Below are 22,380 nucleotides of genomic sequence, written 5' to 3' on the forward strand. Positions count from 1 at the left end.
CGGGTTCGGTACAGCCTATCGAAGGAAGGTTCTGTGGCGACATAGGGCGCACAGGAGGCGCACGATGCGTGTCGCGAGCCATCCTGTGCGCCTATGTACGTTCCTGATCGGGTTTCACCCGGTGGCCCCTCCGTGAGGAGGGGCCGAATCAGGCCAGGCAGAGGTGGATCAGGCCAGATCAGGAGGCTGATCGCGCCGGGCGCGGCGGATCAGCCCCCGATCCGAGGCCGAACGGACCGGACGGGGCCGATCAGATCAGGCCGAGGCGCTCCGCGGCGGTGGCCGCGTCGACCGGGACGGTGACCGGCTGGGGCGCGCCGGCGACGGCCCAGTCGGGGTCCTTCAGGCCGTTGCCGGTGACCGTGCAGACGATCCGCTGGCCCGGGTCGACCTTGCCCTGCTCGGCGGCCTTCAGCAGACCGGCGACGGACGCGGCGGAGGCGGGCTCGACGAAGACACCCTCCTGCGCGGCCAACAGCCGGTAGGCGCGCAGGATCTCACGGTCCGTCACCTCGTCGATGAAGCCGCCGGACTCGTCCCGCGCGGCGATCGCGAAGTCCCAGGAGGCCGGGTTTCCGATCCGGATCGCGGTGGCGATGGTCGACGGGTCCTTGACGACCTCGCCGCGCACGAGCGGCGCGGAGCCGGAGGCCTGGAAGCCCCACATGCGCGGGGTGTGCGTCGCCAGACCGTCCGCGGCGTACTCCCGGTACCCCTTCCAGTACGCCGTGATGTTGCCGGCGTTGCCCACGGGCAGGACGTGGATGTCGGGGGCGTCGCCCAGCATGTCCACGATCTCGAAGGCCGCGGTCTTCTGGCCCTCGATACGGACCGGGTTCACCGAATTGACCAGCGCCACCGGGTAGTTCTCGGAGAGCGCGCGGGCCAGGGTGAGGCAGTCGTCGAAGTTGCCGTCGACCTGGAGGATCTTCGCGCCGTGCACGAGGGCCTGGCCCATCTTGCCGAGCGCGATCTTGCCCTGCGGCACGAGGACGGCGGACACCATCCCGGCGCGGACCGCGTAAGCCGCCGCGGACGCCGAGGTGTTGCCGGTGGAGGCGCAGATGACGGCCTGCGCGCCCTCCTCCTTGGCCTTGGAGATGGCCATGGTCATACCGCGGTCCTTGAAGGAACCGGTGGGGTTGGCGCCCTCGACCTTGAGGTGCACCTCGCAGCCCGTGCGCTCGGAGAGGACCTGAGCGGGGACGAGCGGCGTGCCGCCCTCACGGAGCGTGACGACGGGCGTCGTGTCCGTGACCGGAAGGCGGTCCCGGTACTCCTCGATGATGCCGCGCCACTGGTGGGTGCCCTTGCTGGTCATGGGTCCTTACTCCCCTTCAACACGCATGATGCTGGCGACACCGCGCACGGTGTCGAGCTTGCGCAGCGCCTCGACGGTCCCGGAGAGGGCGGCGTCGGGCGCGCGGTGGGTGACGACGACGAGGGAGGCCTCGCCGTCCTTGCCCTGCTGGCGCACCGTATCGATGGATACGCCGTGCTCGGCGAAGACCGTCGCGACCTGGGCGAGCACGCCAGGCTTGTCGGCCACGTCGAGGCTGATGTGGTACCGCGTCACGACGTCGCCCATGGGACTCACGGGCAGCTGGGTGTACGCGGACTCGCCGGGGCCGGTGGCCTCGTTGAGCTTGTTGCGGCACACGGCGACCAGGTCGCCGAGGACGGCCGAGGCGGTCGGAGAACCGCCGGCGCCGGGGCCGTAGAACATGAGCCGCCCGGCGGCCTCGGCCTCGACGAAGACCGCGTTGTAGGCCTCGCGGACGGAGGCGAGCGGGTGGCTCAGCGGGATCATCGCGGGGTGCACGCGCGCGGTGACGGAGCCGCCGTCCGCGGAGCGCTCGCAGATGGCGAGCAGCTTGATGGTGCAGCCCATGCGCTTGGCGGAGGCGAAGTCGGCGGCGGTGACCTCGGTCATGCCCTCGCGGTAGACGTCGTCGAGGCGCACGCGGGTGTGGAAGGCGATCCCGGCGAGGATGGCGGCCTTGGCGGCGGCGTCGAAGCCCTCGACGTCGGCGGTCGGGTCGGCCTCGGCGTACCCGAGGGCGGTGGCCTCGTCGAGCGCTTCGGAGTACCCGGCGCCGGACGTGTCCATCTTGTCGAGGATGAAGTTGGTCGTCCCGTTGACGATGCCCATCACGCGGTTGATCTTGTCGCCGGCGAGGGACTCGCGCAGCGGCCGGATGAGCGGGATGGCACCCGCGACGGCGGCCTCGTAGTACAGGTCCTGGCCGTGCTGGTCGGCGGAGGCGTAGAGGCTCGCGCCGTCCTGGGCGAGGAGCGCCTTGTTGGCCGAGACGACGGAGGCGCCGTGCTCGAAGGCGGTGGTGATGAGGGTGCGGGCGGGCTCGACCCCGCCGATGACCTCGACGACGACGTCGATGTCGCCCCGTTTGACCAGGGCGGTGGCGTCGGTGGTGATCAGCTCCGCGGGGATGCCCTCACGGACCTTGTCCGGGCGGCGGACCGCCACGCCGGCGAGCTCGACCGGGGCGCCGATGCGCGCGGCGAGGTCGTCGGCGTGCGTCGTCATGATGCGCGCCACCTCTGAGCCGACCACACCACAGCCCAGCAGCGCCACCTTCAGCGGACGCGTACGCATCATCCGACCTCGTTTCTCGTACTACTTCGTATCTCTACGGTTGGACCAGTCTCACTCACCGGACGAGGGTTTCTGCCCCTCGTCCGGATCCTGAGACGCTTATTTCATCACCCGACATCGAGACGCAGGAGATCTTCCTCTGTCTCACGCCGGACGATCACCTTCGCCTCGCCGTCGCGCACGGCGACGACGGGCGGGCGGAGTGCGTGGTTGTAGTTGCTGGCCATGGAGCGGCAGTACGCCCCGGTGGCCGGTACGGCGATGAGATCGCCGGGGGCGATGTCGGCGGGCAGGAACGCGTCCCGTACGACGATGTCGCCACTCTCGCAGTGCTTGCCGACGACGCGGGCGAGCATGGGCTCGGCGTCACTCGTCCGCGACACCAGGGCGACGCTGTACTCGGCGTCGTACAGCGCGGTGCGGATGTTGTCCGACATGCCGCCGTCGACGCTGACGTACGTCCGCAGCCCTTCGAGGGGCTTGACGGTGCCGACCTCGTAGAGGGTGAAGGCGGTGGGCCCGACGATGGCGCGCCCGGGCTCGACGGAGATCCGGGGTGTACGGAGCCCCGCGGACTCGCACTCACGGGTGACGATCTCGGTGAGGGCCTTGGCGATGTGGTGCGGCTCGCGGGGGTCGTCCTCGGAGGTGTAGGCGATGCCGAGGCCGCCGCCGAGGTCGATCTCGGGGAGCTCGACGCCGTGCTCGTCGCGTACCTCGGCGAGCAGCTGGACGACGCGGCGGGCGGACACCTCGAAGCCGGCCATGTCGAAGATCTGGGACCCGATGTGGGAGTGGATGCCGATGAGCTCGAGCCCGTCGAGCTTGAGGATCCTGCGGACGGCCTCGGCGGCCTGTCCCCCGGCGAGGGCGATGCCGAACTTCTGGTCCTCGTGGGCGGTGGCGATGAACTCGTGCGTGTGAGCCTCGACCCCGACCGTCACCCGGATCTGCACGCGCTGGCGCTTGCCGAGGGACTGGGCGATGTGGGCGACGCGGACGATCTCCTGGAAGGAGTCGAGGACGATGCGCCCGACGCCGACCTCGATCGCGCGCTGGATCTCGTCGTGGGACTTGTTGTTCCCGTGGAAGGCGATGCGCTCGGCGGGCATCCCGGCGGACAGGGCCGTGGACAGCTCGCCACCGGAGCACACGTCCAGATTCAGCCCCTCCTCCTTCAGCCAGCGCACGACGGCGCGGGAGAGGAAGGCCTTGCCGGCGTAGAAGACGTCGGCGTCGGCGCCGAAGGCGTCGGCCCAGGCGCGGCAGCGCGCGCGGAAGTCGGCCTCGTCGAGGAAGTACGCGGGGGTGCCGAACTGCTCGCGGAGCTCGTCGACTCCGATACCGCCGACGGTGACGACGCCCAGATCGTTCCGCTCGACGGTCCTGGCCCAGACCTTGGGGTCGAGGAGGTTCAGATCGGCGGGCGGGGCGGTGTAGTGCCCTTCGGGAAGGACATCGGCGTGACGGGGCCCGGCGGGGTGGGCGGAACGGCTCATGTCTGCATCTTTCAAATCTGGTCGGGTGCGCTGATGCCGAGCAGGGAGAGGCCACCGGCGAGCACCACCCCGGCGGCTTCGGCGAGCGCGAGCCGGGAACGGTGGGCGGCCGAGGGTTTCTCGTCGCCGAGGGGCAGGACGGTGTGCTGGAAGTCGAGCAGCGCATCGGCGACGACTTCGAGATGCCGGGCGACCCGATCGGGGGCGCGAAGGCGGGCGGCGGAGGCGAGAACGTCGGGGTGGTCGGCGAGGGCGCGGGTCAGGGCGTGGGCGTCGACGGTGTGGGTGGCGGGGGTGGGCGCGGCGGGGTCGTCGGCGGGCGCGGCGTGGGTGGGCGCGGCGGGGTTCGCGGGCTCGGCGTCTTGGACGGTGGGGTGGCTGCGCTCAGCGCCGCAGTCATCGACGTAGCCGCAGCGGTCGGACGAACGATGGGACTCGATCCGGAGCTGTGCGGCGTTACGGAGGAGGGCGCGGGTACGGGAGTGGGCGTACCGGACGCGGAAGAGGGGATTGTCCTCGTGCTGACGGAGGAGTTCGTCACCGAGACGGGCCCGGTCGTGCGAGGCGGCGGAGAGGAGCCCCCAACGTGCGGCGTCGACACCGAGACGGCGGAGGAGGGCGCGGGGGGTGTCGGAAACGGGGAGGGGCGCGAGGTCGACGGGTAGCTTTCCCCTCGCTTCCTGGGCCTCGATCCGCACGTCGAAGAGCGCCCAGTCGGGGTCGGCGGCGTCCTCGCAGCTGGTGCGGACGGCGACGCCCTGGGAGAGGAGGATCCGCCGCACGGAGTCGGCGGTGACGGCGGCGCGGAGGTCGGCGCGGTAGCAGGGCTGGGCGGTCTGGCCGGTGGGCTGGTGCCACCCGTAGTGGGGACCGCGGTGGAGGATCTCGCGTACGAGGTCCTGCTGTGCCTCGTGGCGCAGGGTGAAGTTGAGGAAGCCGGGGCCGGTGATGTCGACGGCGGCGAGCCCGGGGCTGTGGTGGAGCCGGTCCCGGAGGATGGCGGCCACGTCGAGGGGGGTGCGCTGGGCGGCGCGCGCGAGGGTCAGGGCCACGTTGCTCGCGTAGTCCCCGCGCCCGCCGGGGCGGGGCCGCTCGACCTTGATGTGCCGGGGCATGTCTCCGCTGTCGACCCGCAGCGCACCGTCGTCGACCGCACGGCGCACGGCGTGCAGCACGGTGAGGGAGAGGTCCGCGGGGGTCACGGGACAAGCGTATGGGAGAAGGGGGGGCGGAACGCGAACCGGTTTCGCAATGCGGGCAGCGGGGAAGCGGGCACGCTCACTCGCGGCCGGGCACGCGGTGGAGCACGACTAGTGGGACCCGCTGGGACTGCCGGCACGCCCGGCCCCGTGTCTGCCGTCGACGGCAGAAGGCCCCTCCTGTCCGTCGCGCCGCTGGCCGCGCTCCCGGTGCATGAGCTGGCGCACGACGCGGACGAGCTCGGCGGGCTCGAAGGGCTTGGCGAGGAACGCGTCGACACCGGCCGCGACTCCGCTGTCCATCTCGTGCTGCGTACAGGCACTGACGATGGCAACGGGCACATGACTGGTCCGCGGATCGGACCGCAGCTTCTCGGCGGTGCGGAACCCGTCCAGCCGGGGCATGACGACGTCGAGGGTGACGACATCAGGACAGACCTGATGCACGACATCCAGACACTCGGCACCATCGGCCGCGGTCACGACCTCGAACCCCTCGAGTTCAAGATTGACCCTGATCAACTGCCGGATCACCCGGTTGTCATCGACAACGAGCACCCGACCGGACACGCCTGACACACGACGAGAGTAGGTCGCGGGGAGGGGCTGCGTCCGGGTTTTGCCCACTTCCGACCCGTGAGGGGGAACGAGGGGTCGGTGACGCGACGGAAATACCTGTTCACAGGCACTCCTCGGATGCTGGTAGGGTTCTACCCGTCGCCGCCGAACACGGCGGACGCCCCCGTAGCTCAGGGGATAGAGCAACGGCCTCCGGAGCCGTGTGCGCAGGTTCGAATCCTGCCGGGGGCACTTCGCAGGAAGTGCCTAAAGACCCCGCCACCAGCGTTGATGCTGAGGACGGGGTCTTGTCGTATGTGCAGCCATGTGCCGCTCGGAGCGGCCGTATGTCGGGGTCCGTGGACTATTTGTGGACAGGATCTTGAGGCATCGACGCAGGTCGGTCCAGGGGAACGACAGAGGCCCCCGGACAGGTCCAGGGGCCTCGGAGCGCGTTCGACGGCTCTCACTCGTATTCGCGGAGCAGGTCCTCGATGCGCCGATTCGCCACTTCCTGACGGCCGTCGAGGCACTTCGCATACCGACTCAGCAGCACCTCCACGCTGTTGCCCGCACGCTCGGCGACCTCAGTGGCGTCGACACCCGCGTTGAGCCACGTGGAGAGCGCCGAGTGCCTGAGGTCGTAAGGCCGACGGGCGAGCGGGGAGGCGACCACTGCCGGCGGGAGCGCGAGCTCTCGGGCTTCCTGCCAGGCCCGGTAGTACGTCGACGAGGAGACCACTCCCCCGCTCTCGCTGAAGAACAGCCGCCCGTCGCCAGCGGTGCCGAAGGTCTCGATGTGCTCGCGGAAGATGCTCACGAGCTGGGGAGGGATGGGGACCCGACGGACGTCCTCGTTCGGGCGGTTCTTCAGCCCGCGGTCGTCGTGGCTCTCTCCTGAGTCGGTCCACTGCTTGCCGACACTCGGGCGGGTCCGGTGCAGGAGAGCGGAGCCCCATCCGGAGGCGGGGAGCGTGAGATCCGGCTCGGCTATGCCCACCACTTCAGCAGGTCTGAAGCCCCCGAAGTACATCCCGGCAAACAGGCCGACCAGACGCCGGCCGCGAGCTCGCCGATAGCCCCCGATGTACGAGACGGCGTGAAGGAGGGACCGGGCCTGCTCCGGGTTGGCCACGACGCGCGGGCCCACCTCGCCGGACACCTTGGGCTTGTGCCAGCGCACCGCGGCGAGCGGGTTCTCCGAGAACTCGCCGAGGTCGACCGCGTAGTTCATGGCGTTGACGAGCGTGCGCCGCTTCCGGCGTACCGTCTATGCGGCCGCGGCGGTGCCGTCCAGCTTCAGTTTCAGCGAGTCGAGGACAGCCCGTCCGACAACCGGGTCCGCAAGATCAGCCAGGGGCCGCGAGGCCTTGGCTACCCAGTGCAGAGCGTTGCCAGCCTCGATGGGGAGCTCCCTCTCCCCCGGCCCGGGAAGGACGAATGCCCAAGTCCTGAGGATCTTGCGAAGCTCGTTGTCGACCGGCCGGCCGGGGCGGTCAGCCAGGAACGCCATCGTGACCGACGTCAGCGACTCGTTGATGCCGTCGATCACGGACAGCCGCGCGATCAGTGAGTTGCTCCTGCACGAGGTGAGCTGACGTGGATGTCGCCCTGTCCAGCACCCCCCGACCTGGGGGACCCAACGAGGACTTCGCCATCGGCAGCGCCGAGTGCGTCGTGGTGCTGGATGGAGCCGGGATGCCACAGGGCCTGGCCACCGGATGCATCCACGGCGTGGCTTGGTTCGTCCAGAGGCTGGGCAACTCGCTGCACAGAGAGGCCACCGAAAGCCGACGGGAGCTGACTCACTGCCTCGCTACCGCCATTGAGCAGACGGCGGATCTTCACCGGGGGACCTGCGATGTGAACAGTCCGTTCTCCCCGTCAGCGATGGTCGCCCTGCTTCGAGTCCAGGACGAGCAAGCCGAATGGCTCGTGCTGGGAGACGGCTCTCTCGTCCTCGACGAAGGGCAGAAGCCCCTAGTCGTCACTGATCAACGCCTGAAAGCGGTCGCAAGCGAGAAGCGAGCCGCCTTGCGCGCGGCCAAGCCGGGGTCACAGGAGGAACGGGCAACGCACACCTCGTTGGTCGAGGAGGAGCGGGCACTGCGCAACCGGCCGGGCGGGTTCTGGGTGGCCGCTGCGGAGCCCGAAGCTGCGGCCGAGGCTCTGACGGGCACGACGCCGATCGCACACCTGAGACGAGCGGCGCTTCTCACTGACGGCTCTGCCCGGTTCGTCGACACCTTCGCTCTTGGCGACTGGTCAGATTGCCTCGACGTTCTGGAACAACACGGCCCAGCCTCTCTCATCGGCCAAGTCCGCGACGCCGAGCAGAGCGACCCAGACCGTGAGCGCTGGCCCCGCTCTCCAAGGAGCACGACGACGCAACGGTGATCTTCGCTCGCTTCTAGGGGCGAGCTGTTACAGGTTTCTCTACCTCATCAAGACCCGCGCACGGCGCGGGAGCGCGCCGCCTTTACGGCGGGGCGCCACGTGCAGCGGGCGGTCGAGAAGGCGATAGGGCAGCCGCGGGTCGAAGATGATGCCTCCGGCGGGGGCGCTCAGGCTCCGGGATGGCGGGGGCTCTGTACGCGGGTGCGGCCGGTGGGGTGTGTCGGTGGGGAACTCCCATCCCGTCTGCCGTCCACCCAGGCAGAGCCGAGCAGACGCGGCACCGGGCCTGCTCCACGGTGTGTGGGCCGACGGCAGACGGGATGGGAGCTGGGTAAGCGTTTGGTTGAGATGCGAGGTGACGAAGCCGCTGGAAACCACTCAGAGCGTGGAAGCCCAGATCAGGACCCCTACAGGAGTCAGCCCGCAGATGACGCCAACGGACAGGCACACATACGCCAGGGCTTTGAACACCTTCTGCCGTCGAGCACGGCAAGCGGCGAAGCAGGTGAAGCTGACGATGGCCAGGCACGGCAGGATGATGAAGAAGAAGCCCAACGCAGCCACGGTGCCCCACACTGATCACGTCACGTCACGTCACGTCACGGCCGAGCCGCATACGCGGGCATCATCGCAGACTGCTCCCTTGCGTGCCCGACGCGTGCCCGGCGCGTGCCCGACATAGAGGGAAGCCGCGGGGAGTCGCGGAGAATCGCGGGGGTGCAGCCGGCTCACCGCCAGGTCAGGAGCCCCGCAGGTCAGGCCCCATCCGCATACGGGGTCTTCCAAACTGGTGACATGCCACTCATGCAGCAGCCGCCTAAGGCAGGACCGCAGACCAAGTTGGCCCGGAAGGGAATCGCGTCAGAAGTCTGGTCTAGGTTGGGCCTGTGAACCAGAGCCGTTCCAACGCCGGGGCGCCCCGCGAGCCTGACTTGCCGCCCTACCAGGTAGTTCTGGCGGAGACTGATTGGGGTTCGCTCCAGACAGCTTTCGGGAACGGCGAAGACCTTCCCAAGGTCCTGGCGCGGCTGTTGGAGCCCGATCCCAGGGTCCAGGTCACCGGTTTGTCGGAGCTGAGTGAGCTGGTCGGCCACCAGAACACCATCTACGAAGCCACCGCCCCAGTCGCGATGTATGTCGCCGGCATCCTCGCCCACCCGGCGGCTATGACCCTCCGGCCCTATCGCAACGTCCCCATCCGCGCGACGCTGCTGAACTGGCTGGCTACCACGGCCTACGACGCCTCCGACGAGATTGTTGGCCGCACCGAGCAGTACTTCCCTGGCTTCCTCACCCACGGCACCACCGTGGCGGCCTTCCGGGACCTGCGCCCGATGCTCTATCGGGCCGTCGCGCCCTTCCTGCAGGACAGCCACGAGGACGTGCGCGAAGCCGCCGTCATCGCCGCGCTCATCCTCGCCGAACACCCCGCGCTCGCCGTGCACCGCGATCACCTCGCCGTGCACGCGCACCGCATCCTGGACACCAGCAGCGACGACCCCAATCGGCGCGTTGCGCGGAAGGCCCTCGAAGCATGGGGCCACGACGTCCCCGACCCTGAACCTTTCCGGGAGGAGCCCTGGGACTGGGGGCCACACAGCGATGGCCGCGGCGATCTCGAACCTCCCTTCTGATCGGTACGCGTACGGCCCACCGGCGGACCACTGACCTCGCAAGGGGGCGGTGCGCGGCCGGCGCTGACAGGTTGTCTCCTGGCCATCGACGAAGCCCGACCGTCGGTTAGGTCCCGGACGAGTCTCCGGGCCGCCCCCAGACAGGCCGGGGATGCAACCATTACCTTCAGAGCTGGAACCCCCGGAAGCCGACCGCGCGCTTGAGACCATAGAGGCCGACACTGACAACGGGCCTGCCCGTGGCTGGTCGTGAGAGGTGAGTGTCTCACTGCGTGACAATGCCGACGGACAGCGGAGGACGAGCGCGAACGTCTGCGGACCATCAGTGCTGGCTATAGGCGCAACAGTCCGAGGAAGCGGCCCGCCCGAGTTGCTTCGGGACGAAGAGGTCTTCCGTGCAGCAGCGCGGTACCGCAAACGGATCAAGTGGTGTCGCCGGTCCGTAGCTCCTCCATTCGTCGGCGGGCGTAACCCTCCAGGTCCTGCTTGATGGTCATGACGTCCTCAACGCGGATGCGGATGGGTCCGCAGCGCGGGGCATCGCAGGAGCGGGGAAGGCCGCCGTCGATGAGTGAGATGCCGCTGAGCACTACGCCCGCCACTTCATCAACCGCGGTACACATGATCGGATGGAACGAACAGCCTTCATAGATGACGCCCACCTGGATGCCGTTCGGGTTGCCGGGGTCTGGTGTCTCACTTGTGCGGCCAACCTGCCACGAGCGACGACTTCGGCGCTTCCGCGTTCCGGGACCGCCCTCAGAATCATCGGCCCCTGGATATGGTGCGCGGCATGTCTAGTGGTCCTCCCCTCTGCCCCGAGTGCGCTCAGCCGATGAAGTTCGGCGGCTTTGTCCTCATGCTGCGGGAAGAGGACAGCAAGCGGACATGCCGTGCCCTGTGGCGGTGCCCAGACCGACAGCTCTGGTGGCATTGGGCCGATCAGCCGGACGCATCCATGGACCTCTGCCCGGTTCCGCACGTATTCAGCAACTGAGAGAGCAGCCGACCGCCGGGCCGTCTGTGGGCCGTGGAAGGGCAACCAACAGCGACCGCGCGTGACAACAGGCGACCGCTCGGCCGCAGGTCAGAGACCATCATCCTGACAGCGCCCCAGGTCGGATCAAGAACCAGGGCAAGAAGTACGTGCCAACCTGACACTGATCAGCAGCCGCCCAGTCGGCCTAGAATGCGGTGCCTAAGCCCGGTACGTTGATCCCATGACTGACAACCGAAAGGGCAATGCCGCGTAGGCGCCCCTCTCACGTGCGGGCTGGCATCCCCATACGGAACCGCGACCGCCGACGCCTCTATCCGGTGATCGACCGCCTGTCCGGAGCCTGCACAGCCGACATCCGCCAGCTGGACCAGAGTCGCTACTGGTTTGAGGCCACAGCCGGAGCCTTTTGGCACTGGGCTGCCCTGGCCCACGGCCCTCTAAAGCGGCTGGCCAGTCCGCGCACCGAAACCCGATGCGACATCCGCGAATGCGGCTGTGATCCCTCCCTCTACCGCGACCACCTTGAAGAGGTCCTGCACGCCCTTCCTACGAAGTCAGCCCGCGAGCTGCGACGACGCGTATGGGCTCTCGACTCAAAGATCCTGGCCCGTGCCAAGGTCATCCCCGTCGACTCTCCTGACGTCAGATGGTGGCCAGGGCAGCTCTAGCCGCCGATCGGTCGGAGATCACGGACTGCCGGCGCGACTGGTGATGCCCGTGCTGTACAGCAACTCCAGCAACCGACCCCGTCCGACAGCGCCCCTTCGGGGCCTTGGAGCGGCCGGAATGACCATTGCTGACCGGTCTGGCTAGAGCTACGGATCAGAAAGTCCACCGAGACGGACACGGCTCGGTCTACCCGAGTCGTGTCGGCGGCAGCCCGCCGGCGTCTCAATGAGCAGGTCAGCTTGTCTCGACTGGCTACCGCCCTGGCTTCCAGTCCGCGTCCAGGGTGGCGGCATGTACGGCGGCCACGATCATGGTGATCGCGAGGGCGCCGCCCACCCAGTTCTTCGGGTTCCCGACGATCGACCCCCGACCCCAGAACGACTGTGCCGTAGATGATCGTCGCGCACATCAACCATGCTTGACTACGCGCTTCTTGGCCGCAGATGAATCCACATCAGTCTGCGACTGACTCCTGGGGAGAGTGATTCGGTTCCTTGACCGGGGCTGCGGTGAGCGCCTACCGGGACGATTCGCCTGTATGCCCGTCCCCCGAGCCATCGGAAAGGCCCTAGGGCCTGTTGTGAACGTGCTGGTCACAGCCATTCGTTGATGGCTGCGGCCAGCACGGTCGCTTCGTAGCGGACGGCGCGTCGCATGCCTTGTCGGCCCGCACCCGGGCCGGGTGCTTGCGCGGTTTGCCGTGCCGCGGTATCTCAGGGGTGTCCAAGCGTGGCGAGGTTTGATGACACTACCGCCAGGTGGTGCGAGGTCGCCCAGGCTCGCCATTCCGTTCCGCCTCCGGCCTTGCGTCTCTGGCGATTCGCGCACTCCTTCAGTCGGGCGTCACCCCATGACGTTCGCGCACCTGTGGCCGGCCAATGCGGAGAGTCGACCAAGTCAGCACTCAGAAGAAAGAAGTCGTCATTGCCGGAGCGGACTCGCGGATAGACGAAGACTTGCCAGGCATCCGGTGTCGTGTAGCGCATGTTGGGGTCCGGCGTCCCCCGGGAATTCACCGGCATCCGCGGATGCGTCACGCCGAAGTCTCCGAAGTCTGGGGATCTCCCGCAGTACCCATCGAGGACGCGTCGCCAGAGCTGTGCATCTCTCCGGGTCACCGGCGTTGCTCGGCCCCTCGGGAAGCCGGTCAGGTTGACCGGGAAGGCGCCGGCAGCGACACACTCGTGGCGCCAGCCCCATGAGGCAAGGGCCTCCAAGGCGAGGACAGCGCGGTCAGCAAGTCGATCCCTTTCGATCTCTGATTCCACCGGGCCGGCATCAATGAGGAGGTCCATCTCTTCTGGTTCAAGGCGCAACACCCTGAGGAGCGCCCGGATCTGGGCGTGATCGGGAAGGCATTGGGGCGAGTCAACAGCAACAGAAACCCGCAAACAGGCACCTCGCTCATGCTCCGCCGCAGCCCGTGCCGCCTCTACGAGGGCATCTCTTTCGTCTGTGTGCCGAACGACCGGGCACATGGCCACGCCACGGAAGCCGAGAGACTCGCTGAGGCGGGCCGTGGGACCACCGGCATCGCCCTCAAGGACTCGTACTGCTGGAATGGCTCCGCTGTCGACGGTCAGGACCGCGTCCTGAGGCACTGCGTCCATCGCACGGTCACAGAAGGTCTCCAGGGCATCCCGGACGTCCGGGTCAGGGACCAGCTCCATGACAGGGCGGATGTGAGAGCGGACAGCCGGCGTGACATGCCCGAGTGCCGAGAACTCCCCCGCTTTTCCCTTGAGTATCGGAACGTAAGCCAACGGCTTCCCCCAGCGCACTCAGCACCAAGCCAATGGATATCTCGCTCACTCCAACCAGAGTGTGACGAGAGCCCGCCGTCTCGGGTAGGGGCACAAACCAGCCGCAAGTCTGATTCTTGGCTCTGCTCACGAGAGACGGCAGCGATTCGCAACGTCCTGGGCGGGGTCCAGCATGTTCACAAGTCTTCCCGGCGGGCGACCGCGCCTGTTCGGTTGCGAGGATCTCGGTTCTCGGGGTTGAAGTTGCCGTTGCGGCAGCTTCTACCGTCGTGACCAGGGCCGGAGCGACCGGCCCGGCGACACATACGTGCGGGAGTGGCGATGGACTGGCCGATCGCAGAGGTGGCACGGATGTCGGGCGTGACCGCCCGGACACTGCGCCACTACGACGAGACCGGCCTGCTGCCACCGGCCCGGATCGGCGCCAACGGTCACCGCTACTACGAGGAGCCCCAGCTCCTGCGGCTGCAACAGATCCTCGTACTGCGAGCGCTGGGCGTCGGGCTGCCGGAGATCGGCCGGATCCTGTCCGAGCAGGTCGACGCGGTGGACGCCCTGCGAGGCCACCACCGGCGCCTCCTTGCGGAGCGAGACCGGCTCGGCGCCCTGGCCGGCACCGTCTCCCGCACGATCGCCGAACTGGAACAGTCCAGGAAGGACGACAACCCCATGACCATCAATCGACCGGAGAACCTCTTCGAGGGCGTGACGCCCTCCCACTACGAAGACAACATGCGCGACTACCCCGAACTCGCCCAGGAGGTCGGCCGGCGCGCCGCCACGATGACCCAGGCCGACGCCGACGCCGCGCACCGCCAGCGCACGGCGCAGATGATCCGGTTGGCCGAACTCATGGCCGCGGGCCACCCCGCCGACGCCGCCCCCGTCCAGGCCGAGATCGACACCCAGTACCAGGCACTGGCCGAACTGCGCGCCGTCTCCGCCGAGGACTACCGGGCCATCGGACGCTCCCTCGTCGACAATGAGACATGGCACGCCGCATACGAGGCCATCGCTCCCGGGCTCGCCGCGTACCAGCGCGACGCCATGGATGCCTACGCCATCACCCGGCTGAACTGAGACACGACGCAGCCGCCATCGAGGGAGGGCACGATGGCGGCTGCACCAGGTCACGGCGGGCCGACGATGTTCGTTTCCGAGTGCCGGTCGGTGCCGCCTCGACCGGGCGCCCCTAGGGCCTTGAACGAGCCCCACCGTCCTCACGAGGTCCGACCTACCTGACGGCTACAGCCTCTGAGCTCTTCGGGCTACATTCGTCCGATGAGCACCGAGGAGCTAGTGAGCTGCGCGTTTTGTATGGAAACCACCGACGTCGGCGTCTCCGGTGACGGCGTCACGTTGGACATCACGCGGGCTGGATCCCCCAGCACGCAGATCGTCTGGGCCCACCTGATCTGCCTGGACGATCGGCTTCACAAGCACATCACCCGAGGCCCCTGGCTCGACGACTAGAGACGTGCCCCTCCCGAGCTCGATCGAGGGGAGTCGAGACTGCGTTCAGTACCAGAATGCCTTCACGATGGCGTGCCCTGTGGAGACGTTACGAAGGTAGAAGGCCTTCAGGTCGGCGTGATGGGTGAGGAACCAGCCCTTGACCTCCGCCTCGCCGAAGGCGGAGAAGGGCGGCAGGACCTTCGGCCGGGCTGCCTCCCAGAGATCGTCGAACGAGACCGCAGCCAGGAAGTCCGCCACCTCGCGCACCTGGTCGGGGCGGAGTATCAGAAACGGCGGTTGGCCGTGAGTGGCGTGATACACGGGACTGCCCCCGAAGACAGGGAGCTCCCAGTCATGAGGCCCCTGAGGGGTGCACGCCCCCTCGTAGACCGTATGGAGGGCGGGGAAGTGGTACTCCACGACTTCGGCGATTCCGGCCTGGCGTTCGGCCTGGAAGCGGTCGAAGTCCCCGGCGGCTCCCATGAACTCATCCAGCCAAGCCCACTCCTCTCGGATCTCGGACTCCGGCATGGCGCGCAGCTGCATCTCGATACTCACCCCGCGCATTCTGGCCGAGGCGGCCGACAATGCCCTGCCCATCGTGTCCTCATGAGCCCTGATCCATCCCGGATGGCCCGCGGTTGCCGCGCACGCTCAAATCCGCGTGCCCTGTGCGAGCACTCGCCGCGCCCCCGCACCGCTCATTGAGCGGTGGGATGACCCGGTCGGGGAGGTGGAGGAGGGTTACGCGTGGTCGGCCTTGGAGTTCTCGAACGATCCGGGGTGTCGTACGCCTCTGGCCGTGCCTGGGCCCTGTTGCCGGAGCATGGAGATCGTCTACTGAGCGCGGGCGGTGCTCGTCCCGCCACGCCCTTGCCGTTGGTGCGTGAATGAGGTCGTCGGCACGGAAGCTGACCGCCTCGGATCCCCCGGGCCTCAGATCGTGTGCGGGCGGAGGACCATGAGGGTGTCTTCCTGGGTCGCCACCATGGCGAAGGGGAAGCGGTCGAGTTCCAGGCAGAGTGCCACGTCGTCCGGATGGGAGCCTCGACGTACCCCTTCCGCCAGTTCTTCGGCGGCGCGCGACTTGGCTGCGCGGCGGAGGAACTCGGCTGGGTCCGTTCCGGCTTCGGTGGTCCTTCGAGCGATGTACTGGGCGCATGCCAGATCCTCTTCGGCGTGCCCGTCCTCGCCCGTGACCACGAACGTGACACCGGCGCAGTCCCGTGTCCGCAGGAGTCGAGCCGTCGCCTCCGCCACCACGAAGCCGGCGCACAGCACGAGCGACGCCTCCTTGACCGCGAGGGCGCCGACCGTCCCTGCCGTGGTCTTCTGCACGACCGTCCGTCCGCCGAGGTCGATGGACCGCAGCAGGGCGGGCGAGTTGACGGCGTCGAATCCCGGCGCGGGCGGGCCGTCCTTGAGCGCCACCCAGTCCGGGTGGCGGGCCTTGAGGGCCAGGGCCTCGTCCAGCGACTCGGCGAGAACGATTTTTTCCGCCCCCTGGGCGAAGGCCCAGGCGGCCACCGTGTAGGCGCGCATGACGTCGACCACGACCGCCACGGACGGGGTTTCGACCAGGTCGACGATGCCGAGGAAGCGAGCGTCCATCCGGTCATGGTCGCGCATGCCCGGCCCGGAGCACCAGCCATGCACCCTCGGCCCCCGCCGTGGCCTGGCAGCGGTGCTCACCCGCTTCGGGCCGCGACTCGGCCCGTCCGCGAGGAGGTGCGGGCTGCCCTGGATCTGCGGGCCCAGTGCCTCGTGCCGTGTTCCGGCAGCTCGCGGGCGAAGTCGAGTGGATGGCGGGAGAGTTCGTCGGGCCCAGTGCCTCGTGCCGTGTTCCGGCAGCTCGCGGGCGAAGTCGGGTGGATGGCGGGAGAGTTCCCCGCCTCCTGATGGGGGTGCCCGGCAGCGAGCCGTCGGTCTCGTATGCGCCCGCTGCATGAGGAGGAAGCGGCCGCCCAGGCCCCCCGCGACCATCACCCCGTCAGCCGGCGCCGGCGGCGTTCCGACGGTGTGTGCGGCGCCGAGTCGGGTCGGATCGCTTCCATAAGCAAGCCTGATGGTGGGCTCATTGTTCGCGTTGATTCGCCGCCCTAGCTTTGGGGACAAACGTCAGCCGTATTCGGACTGACCGAAGGGGGCGAAATGAAGTTCGGGGTATATCCGGCCTACATCGGTGGCCAGGACATCACCGGCGACAATCCGCAGTTCGTACACACCATTACCGCCCGTTCCCTCATCGAGGACACCTTCCCCAGTCTGCGTCTCAAGCGCGATCTCGATCTGGGAATCGTCGATCCGGATGCGGCAGGGGAGCGCGTCGTCGGGGCCTGCGTCGTCGCCGACGAGGGCATGGCGGCGCTGGCGCTGGAGGCGGCGGCCAAGGCCGCCGAGGAGTGGCGGCGGGTGCCGATCGAGACACGTCTGGAGGTGGGGCGGCGGATCGGAGAGCGTTTGTTGGAGCACCGGGAGCCGCTTGTCGAGATTCTGGTCGCCGAGGGGACTCCCCGGGACGCGGCCGCGGGAATGATCACGGGAATTCCTTTCACCAGTTGGAGCAGGGAAACGCTCGAATGGTGTGCCGAGCAGCTGGAGTTCCGGCGCATGGACGGCGAGCGGGAGATGATTCTGCGCCGCATTCCCGACGGCGTCGTGTGCATCAATCCGCCGCAGAACGCCGCGACCGTGAACGCGCTGAACGGGCTCACCGCCCTCATCGCGGGCAACACCGTCGTGGTGCGGGCGCCGCGTGGCGTCGCGCTCAGCTGTATGTACGCGATGAGAGAGGTCGTGGCACCCGTGCTGGAGGAGATGGGCGCACCGGCCGGGACGGTCAACGCGTTCTGCGGGGCCCCCATGCTGGAGACCTGGCTCGCCAGTGAGCACGTCGACGACGTGCTCTACTTCGGCGGCAGCAAGAAGGGCCTGGAGTTCGAGGCCGACGCGATCGCCGCGGGCAAGAAGCCGATCCTGGAGCTCGCGGGGAACGACTGCTGCGTGGTCTGGCACGACGCCGACCTGGACGCCGCGGTGGAGACCATCACCCAGTTCTTCCTGAACTCCGGCCAGATCTGCAACGTCCCCAACCAGGTCGTCGCCCACCCGGCGATCGCCGACGAGCTCATCGAGCGGCTCGTCGCGGCCACCAAGGACATCCAGCCGGGGTATCCCGACGAGTCGGGCGTGGTCCTCACCCCGGTCCTCGGGGTCGACTGGTTCTTCGGTTGCCTGGGCGAGGCGCTCGCCAAGGGCGCGAAGCTCGTGCACGGCGGGCGCCGCCTGGAGGTGGACGGGTCGGAGTCGAGCACCGGCTTCTTCGTCGAGCCGAGCATCGTGCGCGTGGAGGGCCTCCAGGGCGCCAGGTCGCTCTCCGTCGTCCGTGACGAGACCTTCTTCCCGCTGCTGCCGATCATCGTGCCCGAGGCGGCGGCCTCGGACGAGGAACTCCTGGAGCAGGTGCTGGAGTTCGTCAACAGCAACGCGTACGGGCTGCGCAACTCCGTCTGGTCCTCCAGCTTCGCGACGATCGAGCGCTTCCTGGACGGGGTCACCAACGCCGGCAATCTGAAGATCAACGACTCGCACAGCGGCTTCCTCCCCTTCCTTCCCAACCAGGGCGGTCCCGGTCTCACCGGCGGTGCCTTCGGCGAGGCGAGCCACCCCATGCTGCGCACCACCCGCTTCCAGGCCGTCAGCGTGCTGCGCCCGTCGGCCGACAAGGAGGACGCGTCATGACGACCCGCGTACTGAAGGCCACGGTCCCCGCCTCGGCGGCCGACGTCATCGAACGTCTCGCGGACGGGTTGGCGTTCCCCTCGTACGCCGAGGACATCCTGTCCGTCGCGCCCACCGCCGACGGGGATCAGGCGTGGGTGCTCGCCTTCCGCGGCGGTACGGCCGGCTGGGTGCAGCGCACCGGGCCGGCCGAGCGCCACGCCCCCGCGGGCGCTCGGGCCACCGGGCGGACCGGTCGAGACGGCCGTGCGGACGTTCGGCCGAGCGACTCCGCCGATGTGCGGCCCGGCGAGGGCGACACCACTGGCGAGCAGTCGTACCGCATCGAGTTCGAGCAGGTCAGCGGGGACTTCCAGCATCTGAAGGGGACCTGGACCAGCACCGACGTCCCCGGTGGCAGCGAGGTCGCCTTCGAGGTCAGTTTCAGCACGAGCGTCCCCCATCTCGCGGGTGCGATCGACTCGGCCGTCGGACATGTGCTGCTCCGCAGCGCCCACCAGGTCATCTCCGCCGTCGGAGGCCCCGCCCGGGTCACCGCCGGCGGCCACCACCTGTCCTGACACACAAGGAGAAGCACCCCCATGGAGAAGGTCTGCATCATCGGAGCCGGCTGGTCGGGGCTTGCCGCCTGCCAGGTCCTGCACGCGCGCGGGATCGATTTCGACTGCTACGAAGCCGGCTCGAAGGTCGGCGGCAACTGGCGCTATCTCAACGACAACGGCATGTCGTCCGGCTACCGCTCCCTGCACATCAACACGTCCAAGAAGCTGTCCGAGTACCGCGCGTACCCCATGCCGAAGGACTATCCGCACTACCCCGACCACGTCCAGATCGCGCAGTACCTGGACGACTACGTCGACCACTTCGGCTTCCGCGAGTCGATCGCCTTCCGTACGTCGGTGACCCATGTGGAGCCCGCCGAGGGCGGCGGCTGGACCGTGACCTCGCAGGACCGTGACACCGGGGTCGAGACGACCCGGCACTACGGCTCCGTGGTCGTGGCCAACGGCCACCACTGGGACCCGCGCGACCCCGAGCCGGCCTTCCCCGGCGCGGACACCTTCACCGGCACCCAGATCCACTCGCACTACTACAAGGTCCCCGACGAGTACGCCGGCAAGCGGGTGCTGGTGCTGGGGTTCGGCAACTCGGCGTCCGACATCGCGGTGGAGACCTCCACCGTCTCCGAGCGCACGTTCCTGTCGATCCGTACCGGTGGCTACGTCTTCCCGAAGTTCATGTTCGGCAAGCCCGGCGACGACATGATCAGCCCCTTCATCACCCGGGTGATGCCGCGCGAGACCCAGCGCTGGGTCATGGCCCTCCTGCTGCGGATGACGATCGGCAAGGTCACCGACTTCGGTCTGCCGAAGCCGGGCCACAAGCTGTTCAACTCCCACCCGACCGTCTCGGAGTCCCTGCTCCCCCGGCTCGGCCACGGCGGCCTCTCGGTCAAGCCGAACATCTCGCACTTCGACGGCGACACGGTGCACTTCACCGACGGCAGCAGCGAGGTCGTCGACACGGTCATCTACAGCACCGGTTACAAGGTCAGCTTCCCCTTCCTCGACGAGTCCGTGATGGCCCCGACGGACAACGACGTCTCCCTCTTCCACCGTGTGGTCGACCCCCAGCGCTCCGGGCTGTACTTCGTGGGGCTGTTCCAGCCGCTGGGCGCGACGACGGTGCTGGCCGAGGCCCAGTCCCACTGGATCGCCGATCTGCTCCAGGGCAAGGCCGCGCTGCCGTCCCTGTCGGAGATGCGCAAGGAGATCACCCGGTACAAGGAGAAGCTCGCCAAGCGCTACATCACGTCCAAGCGGCACACCATGCAGGTGGACCACTACCCCTATCTCGCGGAGCTGCGCGGGGTACGTCGCAGGGGCGCCAAGCTCGCGAAGAAGGCCGGCGGGACGCTCGCGCCCGACTACCGTCCCGAGGAGGTGTCGATCCGGATCGGCGCGTCTCCCGAGGTGGTGTGGGACCTGATCAGCGATGTGACGCGGATGGGCGAGTGGAGTCCCGAGTGCCGCCGCTGCCACTGGCGCGGTGACAAGCGCGGGGTGGGGTCGAAGTTCATCGGCATCAACCGCCGCGGCTGGGTCGCGTGGATCACCTCCAACACGGTCGAGCAGTGGGAGCGGGGCAAGTCCTTCGCCTTCCACACGACGACCAACGGGGTGCGCTGGGGGTACCGTCTCGAGCGGGACGGCCAGGGAGGCACACTGGTCACCGAGGTGTGGGACGTCTCCGGGCAGAACACCGGGCAGCGCAAGCGCACCGCGTCCTTCGCCAACTCGATGCTCGGCGGCTACGAGAACCACACCGAGGAGCTGCGCGAGGGGATGCGGATGACTCTGGAGCGCGTCAAGGCCGCCGCCGAGCAGCAGGGCCGGCCGCTGAGCAGCGTGCAGGACACCGCGCGCTCCGGTGCGCTCGTCACGGAGGCGGTGGAGGTGGACACGGCGGCATGACGGACGACAATCTGCGCTGCTCCTCCGTCGAGGAGTTCGCCGCCTGGATGGAGACGCATCACGAGGCGGCCGACGAGGTCTGGCTCGCTCTGCCGAAGAAGGGCACGGCGGTCGCCTCGGTCACCCGGTCCGAGGCCCTGGACGTCGCGCTCTGCTACGGCTGGATCGACGGCAAGGCCTTCTCCGGGAACGTGCCGGACGGCTGGTGGGCGCAGCGCTTCTCGCCCCGCAAGCGCCGCAGCCCCTGGTCGAAGATCAACTGCGCCAAGGTCGAGAAGCTGATCGCCGCGGGCCGGATGCGGCCCGCGGGGCTCGCGCAGATCGAGCTGGCCAAGGCCGACGGCCGTTGGGCCGCCGCGTACGCCCCGCAGAGCACGGCGGAGGTCCCGCCCGACCTGCGGGCCGCGCTCGACGCGTCCCCGGCGGCGGCCGCCGCGTACGAGGCGTTGAGCAGGAGCAACAGGTACCAGATCCTGCTCAACGTGGAGAAGGCGGTGAAGGCGGAGACGCGGGCGCGCAGGATCGCGGGGTACGTCGGGCGGCTGGAGGCCGGCGATCCCCCGCACGGACCCCGGAGGCAGCCGTGATCCCGCCCCTGCCCCCGTCGCCGCTCGTGGCGGTGCCCGCCGCCCTGCCCGTACAGCGGGCGTCGGAGACGACGTTGTGGCTGGTCGAGGCGGATGCCTGGGCCGGCTGGGCGGGGCGGCTCGCTCCCCGGGTGCTGGACGCCGGGGAGTCGCGGCGCGCGGACTCCCTGCGGCGCGAGGCGGACCGGCGGAGCTATCTCGTGGCCCATGTGGCGCTGCGGGTGCTGCTCGGCGAACGGCTCGGTCTGGCGCCGGAGGCGGTCCGGCTGGGGCGGGCGGTGTGCCCCTGCTGCGGCGGGCCGCACGGCCGGCCCGTGGTCGAGGGGGGCGGGGCGCACTTCTCGCTCTCGCACGGCGGGTCGATGGTGCTGCTGGGTCTCGCGCCGGTACCGCTCGGGGTGGATGTGGAGCGCGTGCCGACGCCGGAGGCCGTCGCGGAGACGATGACCGTCCTGCACCCGGAGGAGCAGGCCGAACTGGCGGTACTCGACGAGGAGTCGCGCCTGCCGGCCTTCACGCGCGCGTGGGCGCGCAAGGAGGCGTATTTGAAGGGCATCGGTACGGGGCTCGGCCGCTCCCCCGCGCTGGACTACGTGGGCACGGGTGTCACCCCGGCCGCGGGTCCCGACGGCTGGACCGTACGGGATGTGGCCACTCCGGACGATCATGCCGCGGCGGTCGCTCTCTCCCCGGAGCCGTGACCAGCGCGGATACCGGAGTCCGGTGACGATTATCCGCCAAATAGCCTCTGCCGCACTACGATTCACCTCGCGAACGGGCTCCACAG

General features: G+C 68.8%; 19 protein-coding genes, 1 tRNA gene and 1 pseudogene. 10 read left to right on the forward strand and 11 right to left on the reverse strand.

Annotated elements, in window-relative coordinates; genetic code table 11:
- Positions 1-250 precede the first annotated feature (250 nt).
- The 5 genes from thrC to ACFQ7Q_RS12785 all read right to left on the reverse strand — a co-directional run bounded on the left by thrC (position 251) and on the right by ACFQ7Q_RS12785 (position 5,942).
- Positions 251-1,321 (reverse strand): threonine synthase, encoded by a 1,071-nt coding sequence (gene thrC, locus ACFQ7Q_RS12765; RefSeq protein WP_383553263.1) that lies wholly within the window; start codon positions 1,319-1,321, stop codon positions 251-253.
- Positions 1,322-1,327: 6 nt separating this feature from the next.
- Positions 1,328-2,620, reverse strand: a complete 1,293-nt coding sequence (locus tag ACFQ7Q_RS12770; protein WP_383553265.1) for a homoserine dehydrogenase — start codon at positions 2,618-2,620, stop codon at positions 1,328-1,330.
- Positions 2,621-2,724: 104 nt separating this feature from the next.
- Positions 2,725-4,116, reverse strand: coding sequence for a diaminopimelate decarboxylase (gene lysA / locus ACFQ7Q_RS12775; RefSeq protein ID WP_383553269.1), 1,392 nt, complete (start codon positions 4,114-4,116; stop codon positions 2,725-2,727).
- An 11-nt stretch (positions 4,117-4,127) separates the two neighbouring features.
- Complete coding sequence (gene nrtL / locus ACFQ7Q_RS12780; protein ID WP_383553272.1) at positions 4,128-5,318, reverse strand: ArgS-related anticodon-binding protein NrtL; 1,191 nt, start codon at positions 5,316-5,318, stop codon at positions 4,128-4,130.
- Positions 5,319-5,426: 108 nt separating this feature from the next.
- A complete protein-coding gene (locus ACFQ7Q_RS12785; RefSeq protein ID WP_383553274.1) occupies positions 5,427-5,942 on the reverse strand; it encodes a response regulator in 516 nt (171 codons plus the stop codon).
- Positions 5,943-6,053: 111 nt separating this feature from the next.
- Here ACFQ7Q_RS12785 and ACFQ7Q_RS12790 point away from each other — a divergent pair.
- Positions 6,054-6,125, forward strand: a tRNA-Arg gene (locus ACFQ7Q_RS12790).
- A gap of 214 nt (positions 6,126-6,339) precedes the next feature.
- Here ACFQ7Q_RS12790 and ACFQ7Q_RS12795 read toward each other — a convergent pair.
- Positions 6,340-7,419, reverse strand: a pseudogene (locus ACFQ7Q_RS12795) (tyrosine-type recombinase/integrase); the annotation flags it as partial.
- A 53-nt stretch (positions 7,420-7,472) separates the two neighbouring features.
- On the opposite strand from ACFQ7Q_RS12795, the gene ACFQ7Q_RS12800 reads away from it, so the two are divergent.
- Complete coding sequence (locus ACFQ7Q_RS12800) at positions 7,473-8,270, forward strand: protein phosphatase 2C domain-containing protein (RefSeq protein WP_383553277.1); 798 nt, start codon at positions 7,473-7,475, stop codon at positions 8,268-8,270.
- A gap of 378 nt (positions 8,271-8,648) precedes the next feature.
- Here the strand turns inward: ACFQ7Q_RS12800 and ACFQ7Q_RS12805 are convergent, their stop codons facing one another.
- Positions 8,649-8,834, reverse strand: a complete 186-nt coding sequence (locus tag ACFQ7Q_RS12805; RefSeq protein ID WP_383553280.1) for a hypothetical protein — start codon at positions 8,832-8,834, stop codon at positions 8,649-8,651.
- A 323-nt stretch (positions 8,835-9,157) separates the two neighbouring features.
- Here ACFQ7Q_RS12805 and ACFQ7Q_RS12810 point away from each other — a divergent pair, with 323 nt between their 5' ends.
- A complete protein-coding gene (locus tag ACFQ7Q_RS12810) occupies positions 9,158-9,904 on the forward strand; it encodes a hypothetical protein (RefSeq protein ID WP_383553282.1) in 747 nt (248 codons plus the stop codon).
- 422 nt (positions 9,905-10,326) lie between these two features.
- On the opposite strand, the gene ACFQ7Q_RS12815 is transcribed toward ACFQ7Q_RS12810, so the two are convergent.
- Positions 10,327-10,566, reverse strand: coding sequence for a hypothetical protein (locus tag ACFQ7Q_RS12815; RefSeq protein ID WP_383553284.1), 240 nt, complete (start codon positions 10,564-10,566; stop codon positions 10,327-10,329).
- Between the two features lie 1,720 nt (positions 10,567-12,286).
- Positions 12,287-13,354, reverse strand: a complete 1,068-nt coding sequence (locus tag ACFQ7Q_RS12820) for a hypothetical protein (RefSeq protein ID WP_383553286.1) — start codon at positions 13,352-13,354, stop codon at positions 12,287-12,289.
- 303 nt (positions 13,355-13,657) lie between these two features.
- Between ACFQ7Q_RS12820 and ACFQ7Q_RS12825 the strand changes: the two genes are divergently transcribed.
- Together ACFQ7Q_RS12825 and ACFQ7Q_RS12830 are read left to right on the forward strand one after the other, a co-directional pair.
- The gene (locus ACFQ7Q_RS12825) at positions 13,658-14,416 is read left to right on the forward strand and encodes a MerR family transcriptional regulator (protein WP_383553288.1); all 759 of its coding nucleotides are present in this window, start codon (positions 13,658-13,660) and stop codon (positions 14,414-14,416) included.
- 201 nt (positions 14,417-14,617) lie between these two features.
- Positions 14,618-14,809: a hypothetical protein gene (locus ACFQ7Q_RS12830; RefSeq protein WP_383553291.1), complete on the forward strand. Its 192-nt coding sequence runs from the start codon at positions 14,618-14,620 to the stop codon at positions 14,807-14,809.
- 45 nt (positions 14,810-14,854) lie between these two features.
- Here ACFQ7Q_RS12830 and ACFQ7Q_RS12835 read toward each other — a convergent pair whose 3' ends face one another.
- Both ACFQ7Q_RS12835 and ACFQ7Q_RS12840 read right to left on the reverse strand, forming a co-directional pair.
- Positions 14,855-15,349: a DUF1877 family protein gene (locus tag ACFQ7Q_RS12835; RefSeq protein ID WP_383553293.1), complete on the reverse strand. Its 495-nt coding sequence runs from the start codon at positions 15,347-15,349 to the stop codon at positions 14,855-14,857.
- Positions 15,350-15,727: 378 nt separating this feature from the next.
- On the reverse strand, positions 15,728-16,402 hold the full coding sequence (locus ACFQ7Q_RS12840) for a 2-phosphosulfolactate phosphatase (RefSeq protein ID WP_383553296.1): 675 nt from the start codon (positions 16,400-16,402) through the stop codon (positions 15,728-15,730).
- Positions 16,403-16,942: 540 nt separating this feature from the next.
- Between ACFQ7Q_RS12840 and ACFQ7Q_RS12845 the strand changes: the two genes are divergently transcribed.
- Genes ACFQ7Q_RS12845 through ACFQ7Q_RS12865 form a run of 5 tightly spaced genes read left to right on the forward strand, consistent with a single transcriptional unit; the run spans position 16,943 to position 22,294 of the window.
- Positions 16,943-18,532, forward strand: coding sequence for an aldehyde dehydrogenase family protein (locus ACFQ7Q_RS12845; protein ID WP_383553299.1), 1,590 nt, complete (start codon positions 16,943-16,945; stop codon positions 18,530-18,532).
- Complete coding sequence (locus tag ACFQ7Q_RS12850) at positions 18,529-19,092, forward strand: SRPBCC family protein (protein WP_383553302.1); 564 nt, start codon at positions 18,529-18,531, stop codon at positions 19,090-19,092. The genes ACFQ7Q_RS12845 and ACFQ7Q_RS12850 overlap by 4 nt, the downstream gene beginning before the upstream one ends.
- A 21-nt stretch (positions 19,093-19,113) precedes the next feature.
- Positions 19,114-21,006, forward strand: a complete 1,893-nt coding sequence (locus ACFQ7Q_RS12855) for an NAD(P)-binding domain-containing protein (RefSeq protein WP_383553305.1) — start codon at positions 19,114-19,116, stop codon at positions 21,004-21,006.
- Positions 21,003-21,593, forward strand: coding sequence for a YdeI family protein (locus ACFQ7Q_RS12860; protein WP_383553308.1), 591 nt, complete (start codon positions 21,003-21,005; stop codon positions 21,591-21,593). The genes ACFQ7Q_RS12855 and ACFQ7Q_RS12860 overlap by 4 nt, the downstream gene beginning before the upstream one ends.
- Positions 21,590-22,294: a 4'-phosphopantetheinyl transferase family protein gene (locus tag ACFQ7Q_RS12865; protein ID WP_383553311.1), complete on the forward strand. Its 705-nt coding sequence runs from the start codon at positions 21,590-21,592 to the stop codon at positions 22,292-22,294. Before ACFQ7Q_RS12860 ends, ACFQ7Q_RS12865 begins: the two co-directional genes overlap by 4 nt.
- The last annotated feature ends 86 nt before the right edge of the window (positions 22,295-22,380 follow it).

This window comes from Streptomyces sp. NPDC056527 (assembly GCF_042794475.1).
Lineage (GTDB): Bacteria > Actinomycetota > Actinomycetes > Streptomycetales > Streptomycetaceae > Streptomyces.

Bases quoted from the DNA above. Each gene is read 5' to 3' on its own strand.
- ACFQ7Q_RS12825 (WP_383553288.1), top strand. From the start codon at position 13,658: ATGGACTGGCCGATCGCAGAGGTGGCACGGATGTCGGGCGTGACCGCC.
- ACFQ7Q_RS12845 (WP_383553299.1), top strand. From the start codon at position 16,943: ATGAAGTTCGGGGTATATCCGGCCTACATCGGTGGCCAGGACATCACC.
- ACFQ7Q_RS12850 (WP_383553302.1), top strand. From the start codon at position 18,529: ATGACGACCCGCGTACTGAAGGCCACGGTCCCCGCCTCGGCGGCCGAC.
- ACFQ7Q_RS12830 (WP_383553291.1), top strand. From the start codon at position 14,618: ATGAGCACCGAGGAGCTAGTGAGCTGCGCGTTTTGTATGGAAACCACC.
- lysA (WP_383553269.1), bottom strand. From the start codon at position 4,116: ATGAGCCGTTCCGCCCACCCCGCCGGGCCCCGTCACGCCGATGTCCTT.
- ACFQ7Q_RS12855 (WP_383553305.1), top strand. From the start codon at position 19,114: ATGGAGAAGGTCTGCATCATCGGAGCCGGCTGGTCGGGGCTTGCCGCC.
- ACFQ7Q_RS12840 (WP_383553296.1), bottom strand. From the start codon at position 16,402: ATGGACGCTCGCTTCCTCGGCATCGTCGACCTGGTCGAAACCCCGTCC.
- thrC (WP_383553263.1), bottom strand. From the start codon at position 1,321: ATGACCAGCAAGGGCACCCACCAGTGGCGCGGCATCATCGAGGAGTAC.
- ACFQ7Q_RS12770 (WP_383553265.1), bottom strand. From the start codon at position 2,620: ATGATGCGTACGCGTCCGCTGAAGGTGGCGCTGCTGGGCTGTGGTGTG.
- ACFQ7Q_RS12860 (WP_383553308.1), top strand. From the start codon at position 21,003: ATGACGGACGACAATCTGCGCTGCTCCTCCGTCGAGGAGTTCGCCGCC.